This is a genomic window from Streptomyces sp. BF23-19 (assembly GCF_041106355.1).
Taxonomy (GTDB): Bacteria; Actinomycetota; Actinomycetes; order Streptomycetales; family Streptomycetaceae; genus Streptomyces; species Streptomyces virginiae_A.
In genome coordinates this window covers 40197-52014 of sequence record NZ_JBGBPT010000067.1, presented here as the reverse complement: position 1 = coordinate 52014, position 11818 = coordinate 40197, and the positions used below count along the sequence as shown (strand labels likewise).

Here is an 11818-nt window from a genome sequence, read left to right as displayed (position 1 = left end):
CCCGGGCGGAACCGCCCGCCTCCTCCCACGGGCCGTGGGGCGGTGACACTGCGGGGGCTCCCCGCAGGACGAGCGCGCAACCCGGGTCGCACCGCATGACCATGGCCGCGCCGCGCGAGCCGAGGAGAGCCCCCGCAGGGGCACCGCCCCACCCGAAGCCCGACCCAGCCCCGCCGGCGATTGAGGCGCGCCCACCCGGCCGCACCCGGGACGGGACCCGCACCGCCCGGCCAGGGCAGCGGCGCTGCCACCGGGCCGCACCCGGACAACGATCCCGCACCCCGCCCGGGACGGGACCCGCACCCGCCCGGGACGGGATCAGCGGACGGGGTGGCCCGCTTCGCGGAGGGCCGTTTTCACTTCGGCGATGCGGAGGTCGCCGAAGTGGAAGACCGACGCCGCCAGAACCGCATCGGCACCCGCCTCGATCGCCGGGGCGAAATCGGCGAGGCGGCCCGCGCCGCCCGAGGCGATCACCGGGACCGTGACGTGCTTGCGGACCGCCGCGATCATCTCGACGTCGTAGCCGTCCTTGGTGCCGTCCGCGTCCATCGAGTTGAGCAGGATCTCGCCCGCGCCCAGCTCCGCGGCCCGGTGCGCCCATTCGACCGCGTCGATGCCGGTGCCCTGTCGGCCGCCGTGCGTGGTGACCTCGAAGGTCCCGGCGGCCGTGCGGCGCGCGTCCACGGACAGGACGAGGACCTGCCGGCCGAAGCGCTCCGCGATCTCCTGGATCAGCTCGGGGCGGACGATGGCGGCCGTGTTCACGCCCACCTTGTCCGCTCCCGCGCGCAGCAGCTTGTCGACGTCGTCGGCCGTCCGGACGCCGCCGCCCACCGTGAGCGGGATGAAGACCTGCTCGGCGGTGCGCCGCACCACGTCGTACGTGGTCTCGCGGTTCCCGGAGGACGCGGTGATGTCGAGGAAGGTCAGCTCGTCGGCGCCCTCGGCGTCGTACAGCTTGGCCATCTCCACCGGGTCGCCCGCGTCACGCAGGTTCTGGAAGTTGACGCCCTTGACGACCCGGCCGTTGTCCACGTCCAGGCAAGGGATCACGCGTACGGCGAGGGTCATTCCGCCACCGCCTTGTACGCCTCGACCTCCACCTCGACGACCATGCCGGGGTCGACGAAGCCGGAGACGATGAGCATGGTCGCGGCGGGCCGGACCGCGTCGAAGAGCTGCTTGTGGGCGCGGCCGACCTCGTCGACGTCCCGGGCGTGCGTGAGGTACAAGCGGGTGCGGACCACGTCCTCGGGTCCCATGCCGGCCTCGGCGAGCGCCTTGAAGGCGACCTCGAAGGCCTTGACCGTCTGGTCGTAGGGGCCGCCCGCGTCGGCCGCGGTGCAGCCGGAGACCAGGACCAGGCCGTTGGAGAGGGCCACGGCGCGCGAGTAGCCGATGACGTCCTCGTAGGCACCGCCGGAGGAGATGCGGCGTACGCCGGCCGTGGAGTTGGAGGGGTTGCTCATGCGGAGACCACCTTCAGGGCTTCTTCCAGGGTGAAGGCCTTGGCGTACAGGGCCTTGCCGACGATCGCGCCTTCGACGCCCTGCGGGACCAGTTCGGACAGCGCCCGCAGGTCGTCGAGCGAGGAGATGCCGCCGGAGGCGACGACGGGCCGGTCGGTGGCGGCGCAGACGTTCTTCAGCAGCTCCAGGTTGGGGCCGGTGAGCGTGCCGTCCTTGCCGATGTCGGTGACGACGTACCGGGCGCAGCCCTCGGAGTCGAGGCGGGCGAGGGTCTCGTAGAGGTCGCCGCCCTCGCTGGTCCAGCCGCGTCCCTTGAGGGTGGTGCCGCGGACGTCGAGGCCGATGGCGATCTTGTCGCCGTGCTCGGCGATGGCCTTGGCGGCCCACTCGGGGGTCTCCAGGGCGGCGGTGCCCAGGTTGACGCGGGTGCAGCCGGTGGCGAGGGCCGCGGCGAGCGAGGCGTCGTCGCGGATGCCGCCGGACAGCTCGACCTTGATGTCCATGGCGCGGGTGATCTCGGCGACCAGGGCGCGGTTGTCGCCGGTGCCGAAGGCGGCGTCCAGGTCGACCAGGTGCAGCCATTCGGCGCCGGAGCGCTGCCAGGCGAGGGCCGCTTCCAGCGGGGAGCCGTAGGAGGTCTCGCTGCCGGACACCCCGTGCACGAGGCGGACGGCCTGGCCGTCGCGGACGTCGACCGCGGGCAGGAGTTCGAGCGTGGGTGCGGTCATCACAGGGTCTCGATCCAGTTGGTGAGGAGCTGGGCTCCGGCGTCGCCGGACTTCTCGGGGTGGAACTGCGTGGCCCACAGGGCCCGGTTCTCCACCGCCGCCACGAAGCGCTCGCCGTGGGTGGCCCAGGTGACCCTGGGGGCGCGGATCAGCGGGTTGGTGACTTCGAGGCTCCAGTCGCGCGCCGCGTAGGAGTGCACGAAGTAGAACCGGGCGTCGGCGTCCAGGCCCTTGAAGGCCTGGCTGTCGGCCGGGGCCTCGACGGTGTTCCAGCCCATGTGGGGGACGATCGGGGCCTTGAGGGGGCCGACCGTGCCGGGCCACTCGTCCAGGCCCTCGGTCTCGACGCCGTGCTCGATGCCGCGCTCGAAGAGGATCTGCATGCCGACGCAGATGCCCATGCCCGGGCGCCCGCCGGAGAGCCGCCGCCCTATGATCCAGTCGCCGCGGGCGTCCTTGAGGCCCTGCATGCAGGCGGAGAAGGCGCCGACGCCGGGGACGAGGAGTCCGTCGGCGTCCATGGCCTTGTCGTAGTCGCGGGTGATCTCGACGTTCGCGCCGACGCGGGCGAGGGCCCGCTCGGCGGAGCGGACGTTTCCGAAGCCGTAGTCGAAGACGACGACGTTCTTGGTGGGGCGGACTGCGCTCATTCCCAAATTCCCTGGATTCGCAGGACTCCGGCGGCGAGGCACATCGCGGAGGCGAGGGCCAGCAGGATGATGACCGATTTGGGCATCTTCTGCTTCTGGAAGGAGTAGACGCCCCCGGCCAGGAACAGGCCGAGGACGATCAGGATGGTGTTGAGGCCGTTCACGGCTAGAGGGCGCCCTTCGTGGAGGGCAGGATGCCGGCCGCGCGCGGGTCGAACTCGGCGGCGTAGCGCAGGGCCCGGGCCAGGGCCTTGAACTGGCACTCCACGATGTGGTGGGCGTTGCGGCCGTACGGGACGTGGATGTGCAGGGCGATCTGGGCCTGCGCGACGAAGGACTCGAAGATGTGCCGGGTCATCGTCGTGTCGTACGTGCCGATCATCGGCGCCATGTTCTCGGGCTCGGTGTGCACGAGGTAGGGGCGGCCGGACAGGTCGACGGTCACCTGGGCGAGGGACTCGTCGAGCGGCACGGTGCAGTTGCCGAAGCGGTAGATGCCGACCTTGTCGCCGAGGGCCTGCTTGAAGGCGGCGCCGAGCGCGAGGGCGCTGTCCTCGATGGTGTGGTGGCTGTCGATGTGCAGGTCGCCCTCGGTCTTGACGGTGAGGTCGAAGAGGCCGTGGCGGCCGAGCTGGTCGAGCATGTGGTCGTAGAAGCCCACGCCCGTCGAGACGTCGACCTGGCCGGTGCCGTCGAGGTTTATCTCGACGACGACCGAGGTCTCCTTGGTGGTCCGTTCGACCCGTCCGATGCGGCTCATGCGTGCTGCTCCTTCTTCAGTGCGCGAACCGCTTCCAGGAACGCGTCGTTCTCCGTCGGGGTGCCGGCGGTGACCCGCAGCCATCCCGGTACGCCGTTGTCCCGGACCAGGACGCCCTGGTCGAGGATCTTCTGCCAGGCGGTGTGCGAGTCCTCGAACTTCCCGAACTGGATGAAGTTCGCGTCGGAATCGGTGACCTCGAAGCCGATGGCCCGCAGTTCCACGACCAGGCGGTCGCGCTCGGCCTTGAGCTGCTCGACGTAGCCGAGCAGGGTGTCGGTGTGTTCCAGCGCGGCCAGTGCGGTGGCCTGGGTGACGGCCGACAGGTGGTACGGCAGGCGCACCAGCTGGACGGCGTCGACGACGGCGGGGTGCGCCGCCAGGTAGCCCAGGCGCAGACCGGCCGCGCCGAAGGCCTTGGACATGGTCCGGGAGACCACCATGTTGGGGCGGCCCTCGATGAGGGGCAGCAGCGAGTCCCGGTGGCTGAACTCCACGTACGCCTCGTCGACGATCACCAGGGACGGCTTGGCCGCCTGCGCGGCCTCGTAGAGGGCGAGGACCGTCTCGGCCTCGACCGCGGTGCCCGTGGGGTTGTTGGGCGAGGTGATGAAGACGACGTCGGGGGCGTGCTCGGTGATCGCCCGCTCCGCCGCTTCCACGTCGATGGTGAAATCCTCGCTGCGCGGGCCGGAGATCCAGCCGGTGCCGGTGCCGCGGGAGATCAGCGCGTGCATCGAGTAGGAGGGCTCGAAGCCGAGCGCGGTGCGGCCGGGTCCGCCGAAGGTCTGCAGCAGCTGCTGGATGACCTCGTTGGAGCCGTTGGCGGCCCAGACGTTCTCGCGCGCGACGGGGTGCTTGCCGGTACGGGTGAGGTAGGCGGCCAGCTGGGTGCGCAGCTCGACCGCGTCCCGGTCGGGGTAGCGGTTGAGGGTGCGGGCCGCCTCGGCGACGCGCTCGGCGATGCGCGCGACGAGCTCGGCGGGCAGCTCGTACGGGTTCTCGTTGGTGTTCAGCTGGACGGGTACGTCGAGCTGCGGGGCGCCGTAGGGGCTCTTGCCGCGCAGCTCGTCCCGGATGGGCAGGTCGTCGATGCCGAAGCTCACTGGGTGGGCACCTTCCATCCGAAGCGCGCCTTCAGGGCGGCGCCGTGCGCGGGCAGGTCCTCGGCCTCGGCCAGCGTCACCACGTGGTGGGTGACCTCGGCGAGGGCGTCCCGCGTGTAGTCGACGATGTGGATGCCGCGCAGGAAGGACTGCACGGACAGGCCGGAGGAGTGGCAGGCGCAGCCGCCGGTGGGCAGGACGTGGTTGGAGCCGGCGCAGTAGTCGCCGAGGGAGACCGGGGCCCACGGGCCGACGAAGATCGCGCCGGCGTTGCGTACGCGGGCGGCCCAGGCGGCCGCGTCGGCGGTCTGGATCTCCAGGTGCTCGGCGCCGTACGCGTCGACGACCTTGAGGCCGTCCTCCAGGCTGTCGACCAGCACGATCGCGGACTGCTTGCCGGCGAGGGCGGGCTTGATCCGGTCCTCGACGTGCTTGGTCGCGGCGACCTGTGGCTCCAGCTCCTTCTCGACGGCGTCCGCGAGTTCCGCGGAGTCCGTGACGAGCACGGCGGCGGCCAGCGGGTCGTGCTCGGCCTGGCTGATGAGGTCGGCGGCGACGTGCACCGGGTCGGCCGTGGAGTCGGCGAGGACGGCGATCTCGGTCGGGCCGGCCTCGGTGTCGATGCCGATCTTCCCGGTGAAGTAGCGCTTGGCGGCGGCGACCCAGATGTTGCCGGGGCCGGTCACCATGTTGGCGGGCAGGCAGTCCTCGGTCCCGTACGCGAACATGGCGACGGCCTGCGCACCGCCCACCGCGTACACCTCGTCCACGCCGAGCAGCGCGCAGGCGGCGAGGATCGTCGGGTGCGGCAGGCCGCCGAACTCCCTCTGCGGCGGGGACGCGAGCGCGATCGACTCGACGCCCGCCTCCTGGGCCGGTACGACGTTCATGACGACGGAGGACGGGTACACGGAGCGGCCGCCCGGGGCGTACAGCCCCACGCGCTCCACCGGAACCCACTTCTCGGTCACGGTGCCGCCGGGGACCACCTGGGTGGTGTGCTCGGTGCGGCGTTGGTTGCGGTGCACGATCCGGGCGCGCCGGATCGACTCCTCCAGGGCGGCTCGGACGGCCGGGTCCAGCTGCTCCAGGGCGGCCTTGATCGCCTCCGTGTCCACCCGGACCTGCGAGAGCTCGACCCCGTCGAACTTCTGCGCGTACTCGATCAGCGCCGCCGTGCCACGATGATGGACGTCCTCGCAGATGGGCCGCACCTTCTCCAGGGCAGCTTCTACGTCGAACTCGGCACGGGGCAGCAGATCGCGCAGGGCGCCACCCTCGGGGAGGGCGTCACCGCGCAGGTCGATACGAGAGATCACCTCACAATTCTCTCAGACCGCTTCGCGCCACCGTCCGCCCGTATCACTGGCTGATACAGGCCCCGGATGTCACAGGGGCCCGATAGCGTTCCCCTACACGTAGATGACAGCGGAGGGGGGCCGCCGTGACCGAGGCGCGCACGGACGAGGAACCGGCGGATCTCACCGCTTCCGAACGCCGCATGTGGGACGCGTACCGCACGGGCAGCATCTGCGATCTCAGCACCCGCGCCGCCGACCGGGACGATCCCCACTCCGAGCACGTCTGGGGGCCCGAGCGCAGTGTCCGCGCCCGGGTGGTCGCCCGGCTGCTGCTGCACGGGCCGCCGCCGGTGCCGGGCCGGGTGGCCTCGCTCAAGCTGCGCGGGGTGCGGATCAGCGGGCGGCTGGAACTGTCCGGTGGCACGGTGGCCCCGTACGTGGAGCTCCAGTCCTGTCGCTTCGACAGCGAGATCCAGCTGTCCGAGGCCCGTTTCGGCACGCTGCGGATGGTCAACTGCGCGATACCGCGGCTGGAGGCCGCCCGGCTGCACACCGAGGGCGATCTGCACCTGCCGCGCTGCCGGGTGGCTCGCGGGATCCGGCTGACCGACGCGCAGATCGGTACCGACCTGCTGATCAGCCAGGCCGTGGTGCAGCGGGACAACAAGGGCCGGGCGATCGCCGCCGACGGGCTGTCCGTCGCACAGGACTTACAGGGCGAGCTGCTGGAGACGTACGGGGAGGTGAGCCTGCGCGGGGCGAAGGTCGGCGTGTCGATGAACCTGCGCGGGGCCCGGCTGCGCAACCCGGCCGGGCGGTTCGCGCTGAACGCCCCGCAGCTGACGGTCGAGCGGACCCTGTACCTGACCTCCATCGCGCTGGACTACGCGGCGTACGGGGGCACCTCCACTCCCCCGTACGGGCTGGGGCCGACCCCGGTACGGGGCCGGCGGGCCCAGTACTTCGAGTGCCTGGGCGGGCTGCGGCTGGACGACGGGCGGTTCGGGGACGCCATCGACTTCTACGGTGCCCGGTTCACGCTCACCGACGAGCAGGAGATCTCCCTGCGCCGGATCCAGACCCCCGAGTTCCGTTTCGTCGGCGAGCGGCCGGAGAGCGGGCGGGTGGTGGTGTCCGGGGCCAAGGTGGTCAAGCTCGTCGACACCTCCACGAGCTGGCCGGGCCCGGGCGGGTTGTCCATCGAGGGATTCGTCTACGAGAACCTCGCGCCCCGGGGTCATTTCCCGCTCGCGCGCCGCCTGGAGTGGGTGGCGGCGGCCACTCCGGAGTACTCGCCGGAGCCGTACGAGCGGCTGGCCACGGTCCTGCGGGCCAGCGGCGAGGACCAGGAGGCCCGCGAGGTGCTGCTGGCCAAGCAGCGGCGGCGCCGGGCCACGCTGCCGCCCGCCCCGAAGGCGTGGGGGTACCTCCAGGACTGGACGGTGGTCTACGGCTACCGGCCGGGCCGGGCCGCGCTGTGGATGACGGTGCTGTGGGCGGCCGGGGCGCTGATGTTCTCCCAGCTGGATCCGCCCGCGATCAAGGCGGACGAGCACCCGCAGTGGAGCGCCGCCCTGTACGCGCTGGACCTGCTGCTTCCGGTGATCGACCTCGGCCAGCAGGGGCAGTGGAAGCTGGAGGGCGGCTGGCAGTGGGGGGCGGCGGGCCTGGTCGTCATGGGCTGGATCCTGGCCACGACGGTGGCGGCGGGGGCCTCGCGGCTGCTGCGACGGGGGTGACGGCGGCGGGGGTCGGCCGGTGGATCGCGCACGTGCCACCGTCCGCCCCTCAAACGCCGGACACCCTCCGGGGCCCGGGCGATTACCCTGTGCCAGGTGACCACCGTTCGCCTGCCCCTCTTCCCGCTGAACTCGGTGCTGTTCCCGGGACTCGTCCTCCCGTTGAACATCTTCGAGGAGCGTTATCGCGCCATGATGCGCGAGCTGCTGAAGACGGGCGAGGACGAGCCGCGCCGCTTCGCGGTCGTCGCGATCCGCGACGGCCGGGAGGTCGCGCCGACCGCGCCCGGCCTGCCGGACCAGACGGCCCTGCCCGAGCGCGGCCCGGCGGCGGGCTTCGGCCCCGACCCGATCCAGGCCTTCCACCGGGTGGGCTGCATCGCCGACGCGGCGACCGTCCGGGAGCGGGAGGACGGCAGCTTCGAGGTCCTGGCGACCGGTACGACGCGGGTCCGCCTGATCTCGGTCGACTCCTCGGGCCCGTTCCTGACCGCGGAGCTGGAGGAGCTCCCGGAGGACGCGGGCGACGGCGCGGGCGTGCTGGCCGAGGGGGTCCTGCGGGCCTTCCGCAACTACCAGAAGCGGCTGGCCGGGGCCCGTGAGCGGTCCCTGACGGGCGCGGAGCTCCCCGACGAGCCCTCGGTGGTCTCCTACCTGGTGGCAGCGGCGGCGGTGCTGGACATCCCGGCGAAGCAGCGGCTGCTCCAGGCCCCGGACATCGCGACGCGACTGGCGGAGGAGCTGAAGCTGCTGCGCACGGAGACGGCGGTGATCCGGCACCTCCCGTCCTTGCCGGCGGTGGACCTGACCCGTGCCCCGACGAGCCCGAACTGAGCGCGCACCGATGGCGAAGAAGTCCAAGCAGGCGGCAGGTACCCCGGCGATCGTCGCCCTGACGGCGGCGGGCGTCGCGTTCACCACGCACGCGTACGAGCACGACCCGGCCCATCCCTCGTACGGGGAGGAGGCGGCGCAGGCGCTCGGCGTCTCGCCCGCCCAGGTGTTCAAGACGCTGGTCGCGGACGTGGACGGCGTACTGACGGTGGCGGTGGTCCCGGTCTCGGGGTCGCTGGACCTCAAGGCCCTGGCGACGGCGGTCGGCGGCAAGCGGGCGGCGATGGCCGACCCGGCCCTGGCGGAGCGCACCACGGGCTACGTCCGCGGCGGCATCTCCCCGCTCGGCCAGCGCAAGCGCCTGCGCACGGTGATCGACAGCTCGGCCGCGGCGCACCCCACGATCTGCTGCTCGGCGGGCCGCCGCGGCCTGGAGATCGAACTCTCCCCGTCGGACCTGACCACGCTCACCTCGGCCACCGTGGCCTCGATCGCCCGGGCCTAGCCCCGCCGCGCTTCTTCCAGCCCCGCCGGCGTTTGAGGCGCGGGGTCCGGGGCGGAGCCGCGGGAAACGGAGAAAGGGCGGGGCGGGGCAGGCTCCGCGCAGCGGCCCACCCGTACCCCCGGGAGGGTCAGGCGCGCGGGGCCTCCGGGGCCGAGGGAGCCGCATCGGCGGGCGGCGGCGTCGGCGCCTGGTAGTACTGCGACCAGCCGAACACGGGCTCGGGATCCGGATCCCGCGGTGTCCACAGCGCGGTCATCCCGAGGTGCAACAGCACGGCGATCATCGGCCACGCCAGCAGCGCCCCGTGCGCGAGCAACTCCAGCGGCGCGTCGAAGGCAACCCCCTCGCCCGCCTTCTTCGCGGCGGCGACCAGGTCCGACGACGGTCCCAGCCACAGCCCGAACCGCCACCCCACGAGCGCCCCGAAGACGGACCCGACCGCGAGCCCGATCACCAGCGGCACGCCGCCGGACCGCCGCCACAGGAAGGTGCCGACGGCGCTGAGCACGCCCAGTCCAAGCGCCAGCAGGAAGAAGGTGCCGTCGGAGGCGATCCGCGCCTCGCTCTCGCTGTTGCGCAGGAACACCGCCTCACCGTTGGAGACGTACTGCACCCGGGGGGCCAGCCACACCCACAGCAGGCCGAGGAGCAGTCCGGCCGCTCCGAGGAGCAGGGCGACGACGGCCCCGTCCCGGATGTCCTCCGGGGTGATCGCCCGGGCGGCGGCCCCCGGCTTCTCGGGCTGGAGCGGCGGCGGGTCGAGGGGGGACTGCGGGGTCACGGCTTCGGTCACCCCCACATCGTGCCAGGTGTGCCCGGCAGCGGCGTCGGCGGACCGTGTCAGCGGACGGCCGCCCGGCGGTACGCCCAGGTCGCGACGGCCAGCGAGAGCACCCCGACGGCCCCGCACACGCCCAGGTCGAAGGCGACGGCGGCCCAGTCCGGTTCCGGGGCGAAGGTACGGGCGAAGGCCTCGACGCCGTACGTGGACGGCAACAGGTCCCGGGCCCACACGATCACGGCCGGCATCCGCTCCGGCGGCAGCACCCCGAGCAGCAGCGCCGCGGACATGCCGAGCTGTCCCGCGAGGGTGGCCAGCTCCTGTCGGGGTGCCAGCAGTCCCAGCGCCGCACCGAGCCCGGCCAGCGCGGCCCCGGCCAGCGGTACGACCGCGGCCAGGATCCACAGCCCGCTCATCGGCAGCCCGAACAGCAGGCATCCGAAGACGGCGGTGACCAGGGTCCCCGGCAGGGTGAAGGAGGCGTACGCGGCGGCCGCGCCCAGGACCACCGACGCGGGCGGCACGGGCAGGGTGGCGTAGTGGTCGAGCCCGCCGCCGGCCCGCAGCTGCCCGAAGTACTGGGCGAGCAGGTTCAGGGCGACGAAGGCGACGACGAGCACCGAGGAGCCGGCGACGACGGCGCGGGCCTCGGAGCCTCCGTCGACCACGCCCCGCATCAGGATCATGATCCCGACGGACTGGAAGGTGGCGACGAACAGCAGCGGGATCCGGGCCACCCGGGCCCGGGACAGCTGGGCCCGGTAGACGGCCGCCAGGGAGGGGAAGAACCGCGCGCGGGGCGCCAGCGGCGCGGGCTGCGGTGCCTGTGCACGGCCCGCGGCGGCGTCCGCCGGCGCGGCGCCCGCAGCGGGTGACGGCACGGCATCGGGCGCGAGCACGGCCCGGACGGCTCCCGTGGAACGGTCGTTCACGACTTCACCAGCCCCTTCGTCCTGCCGCCGAGGGCCAGGTACACGTCTTCCAGGCTGGGGGTGGCCAGGGTGAAGTCGTCGAGCGCGGCGAAGGCCGGGCTCCCGGTGACCGAGGCGACCGCCGCCCTCGCCTCGTCCGGCGCCAGCCGGAGCACCCAGCGGCGCCCGGACTCGACGGCCCGGGCGCGCAGCCGGGCGACCTCCGGGACCTCCAGCGGGGCGCCCTCGCGCCACACCAGCTCCAGCCGGACCTCGCCCGAGACGGTGGCCTTCAGGCCGGACGGGGTGTCGCAGGCGATGACCTTGCCCTGGTCGATGACGGCGACCCGGTCCAGGACGGTCTCGGCCTCGATGACGTTGTGGGTGACGAGCAGGACCGTGGCGCCGTGCTGGGCGCGCCGCCGGTCGACGGCGGACCACACGGCGCGCCGGGCGACCGGGTCCATACCGGTGGTGGGCTCGTCGAGGACCAGTACGGGCCGCTCCCCCACCAGCACGGTGGCGAAGCAGGCGAGGCGGCGCTGGCCGCCGGAAAGTTTCTTCAGGGGCCGGCAGGCGATCGGGGCCAGCCCGAGTTCGTCCAGTACGGCGTCGCGCGCGGCCCGGGCGGCGCGGACGCCCTGCCCGCGCAGCCGCCCGGTGGTCTCGACGGCCAGCGCCACCGTGAGCTCGTCCAGGGCGGTGGACTCCTGCCCCAGGTAGGCGAGCAGCCGGGAGGCTCGTTCGGGGTGGCGTACGAGGTCGTGGCCGAGCAGGGTCACGGAGCCGGAGTCGGGCCGCATCAGGCCGGTGAGCTGGCGGACCAGGGTGGACTTGCCGGCGCCGTTGGGGCCGAGCAGGCCGAAGATCTCGCCGCGCCGGACGTCGAGGGAGATCCCGTCGTTGGCGCGGGTCTCGGGCAGGGCGGGAGCCCCGCGCCGGCCGCGTACCGCGGGATACGTCTTGACGAGGTCACGCACCGCGCAGATGACGTCCGACGCCGCTCCCGCGGCCGCCGCCGTGCTGTTCCC

Annotated in this window: 14 protein-coding genes; 3 read left to right on the top strand and 11 right to left on the bottom strand. The window is 73.0% G+C overall.

The window, feature by feature from the left end; genetic code table 11:
• Positions 1 to 318: 318 nt before the first annotated feature.
• From hisF to hisD, 8 genes are read right to left on the bottom strand one after another with little or no spacing between them, the layout of a single operon-like run.
• Positions 319 to 1074 carry an imidazole glycerol phosphate synthase subunit HisF gene (gene hisF, locus AB8A24_RS30900; protein ID WP_266390532.1) on the bottom strand — a complete coding sequence of 252 codons (756 nt, stop codon included), beginning with the start codon at positions 1072 to 1074 and terminating at the stop codon, positions 319 to 321.
• Entirely contained in the window at positions 1071 to 1472 is a 402-nt protein-coding gene (locus AB8A24_RS30895; protein ID WP_266484938.1) for a RidA family protein, read from the bottom strand. The genes hisF and AB8A24_RS30895 overlap by 4 nt, the downstream gene beginning before the upstream one ends.
• Complete coding sequence (gene priA, locus AB8A24_RS30890) at positions 1469 to 2200, bottom strand: bifunctional 1-(5-phosphoribosyl)-5-((5-phosphoribosylamino)methylideneamino)imidazole-4-carboxamide isomerase/phosphoribosylanthranilate isomerase PriA (protein ID WP_030724518.1); 732 nt, start codon at positions 2198 to 2200, stop codon at positions 1469 to 1471. Before priA ends, AB8A24_RS30895 begins: the two co-directional genes overlap by 4 nt.
• Entirely contained in the window at positions 2200 to 2850 is a 651-nt protein-coding gene (hisH, locus tag AB8A24_RS30885) for an imidazole glycerol phosphate synthase subunit HisH (protein WP_369478138.1), read from the bottom strand. Before hisH ends, priA begins: the two co-directional genes overlap by 1 nt.
• Complete coding sequence (locus AB8A24_RS30880; RefSeq protein ID WP_030009964.1) at positions 2847 to 3014, bottom strand: hypothetical protein; 168 nt, start codon at positions 3012 to 3014, stop codon at positions 2847 to 2849. The genes hisH and AB8A24_RS30880 overlap by 4 nt, the downstream gene beginning before the upstream one ends.
• A 2-nt stretch (positions 3015 to 3016) precedes the next feature.
• Positions 3017 to 3610 (bottom strand): imidazoleglycerol-phosphate dehydratase HisB, encoded by a 594-nt coding sequence (gene hisB / locus AB8A24_RS30875; RefSeq protein WP_030009963.1) that lies wholly within the window; start codon positions 3608 to 3610, stop codon positions 3017 to 3019.
• On the bottom strand, positions 3607 to 4716 hold the full coding sequence (locus AB8A24_RS30870; protein WP_030724513.1) for a histidinol-phosphate transaminase: 1110 nt from the start codon (positions 4714 to 4716) through the stop codon (positions 3607 to 3609). Before AB8A24_RS30870 ends, hisB begins: the two co-directional genes overlap by 4 nt.
• A complete protein-coding gene (gene hisD, locus AB8A24_RS30865) occupies positions 4713 to 6035 on the bottom strand; it encodes a histidinol dehydrogenase (protein WP_369478137.1) in 1323 nt (440 codons plus the stop codon). Before hisD ends, AB8A24_RS30870 begins: the two co-directional genes overlap by 4 nt.
• Positions 6036 to 6217: 182 nt before the next feature.
• Here hisD and AB8A24_RS30860 point away from each other — a divergent pair, with 182 nt between their 5' ends.
• The 3 genes from AB8A24_RS30860 to ybaK all read left to right on the top strand — a co-directional run bounded on the left by AB8A24_RS30860 (position 6218) and on the right by ybaK (position 9095).
• Positions 6218 to 7756, top strand: coding sequence for an oxidoreductase (locus AB8A24_RS30860; protein WP_328966019.1), 1539 nt, complete (start codon positions 6218 to 6220; stop codon positions 7754 to 7756).
• A gap of 96 nt (positions 7757 to 7852) precedes the next feature.
• Complete coding sequence (locus tag AB8A24_RS30855; protein ID WP_030724507.1) at positions 7853 to 8590, top strand: LON peptidase substrate-binding domain-containing protein; 738 nt, start codon at positions 7853 to 7855, stop codon at positions 8588 to 8590.
• Positions 8591 to 8600: 10 nt separating this feature from the next.
• Positions 8601 to 9095 carry a Cys-tRNA(Pro) deacylase gene (ybaK, locus tag AB8A24_RS30850; protein WP_369478136.1) on the top strand — a complete coding sequence of 165 codons (495 nt, stop codon included), beginning with the start codon at positions 8601 to 8603 and terminating at the stop codon, positions 9093 to 9095.
• Between the two features lie 127 nt (positions 9096 to 9222).
• On the opposite strand, the gene AB8A24_RS30845 is transcribed toward ybaK, so the two are convergent.
• The 3 genes from AB8A24_RS30845 to AB8A24_RS30835 all read right to left on the bottom strand — a co-directional run bounded on the left by AB8A24_RS30845 (position 9223) and on the right by AB8A24_RS30835 (position 11776).
• A complete protein-coding gene (locus AB8A24_RS30845) occupies positions 9223 to 9888 on the bottom strand; it encodes a hypothetical protein (RefSeq protein WP_323181211.1) in 666 nt (221 codons plus the stop codon).
• 47 nt (positions 9889 to 9935) lie between these two features.
• Positions 9936 to 10682, bottom strand: coding sequence for an ABC transporter permease (locus tag AB8A24_RS30840; protein WP_369478141.1), 747 nt, complete (start codon positions 10680 to 10682; stop codon positions 9936 to 9938).
• A 122-nt stretch (positions 10683 to 10804) separates the two neighbouring features.
• Positions 10805 to 11776 carry an ABC transporter ATP-binding protein gene (locus tag AB8A24_RS30835; protein WP_369478140.1) on the bottom strand — a complete coding sequence of 324 codons (972 nt, stop codon included), beginning with the start codon at positions 11774 to 11776 and terminating at the stop codon, positions 10805 to 10807.
• Positions 11777 to 11818: the final 42 nt, after the last annotated feature.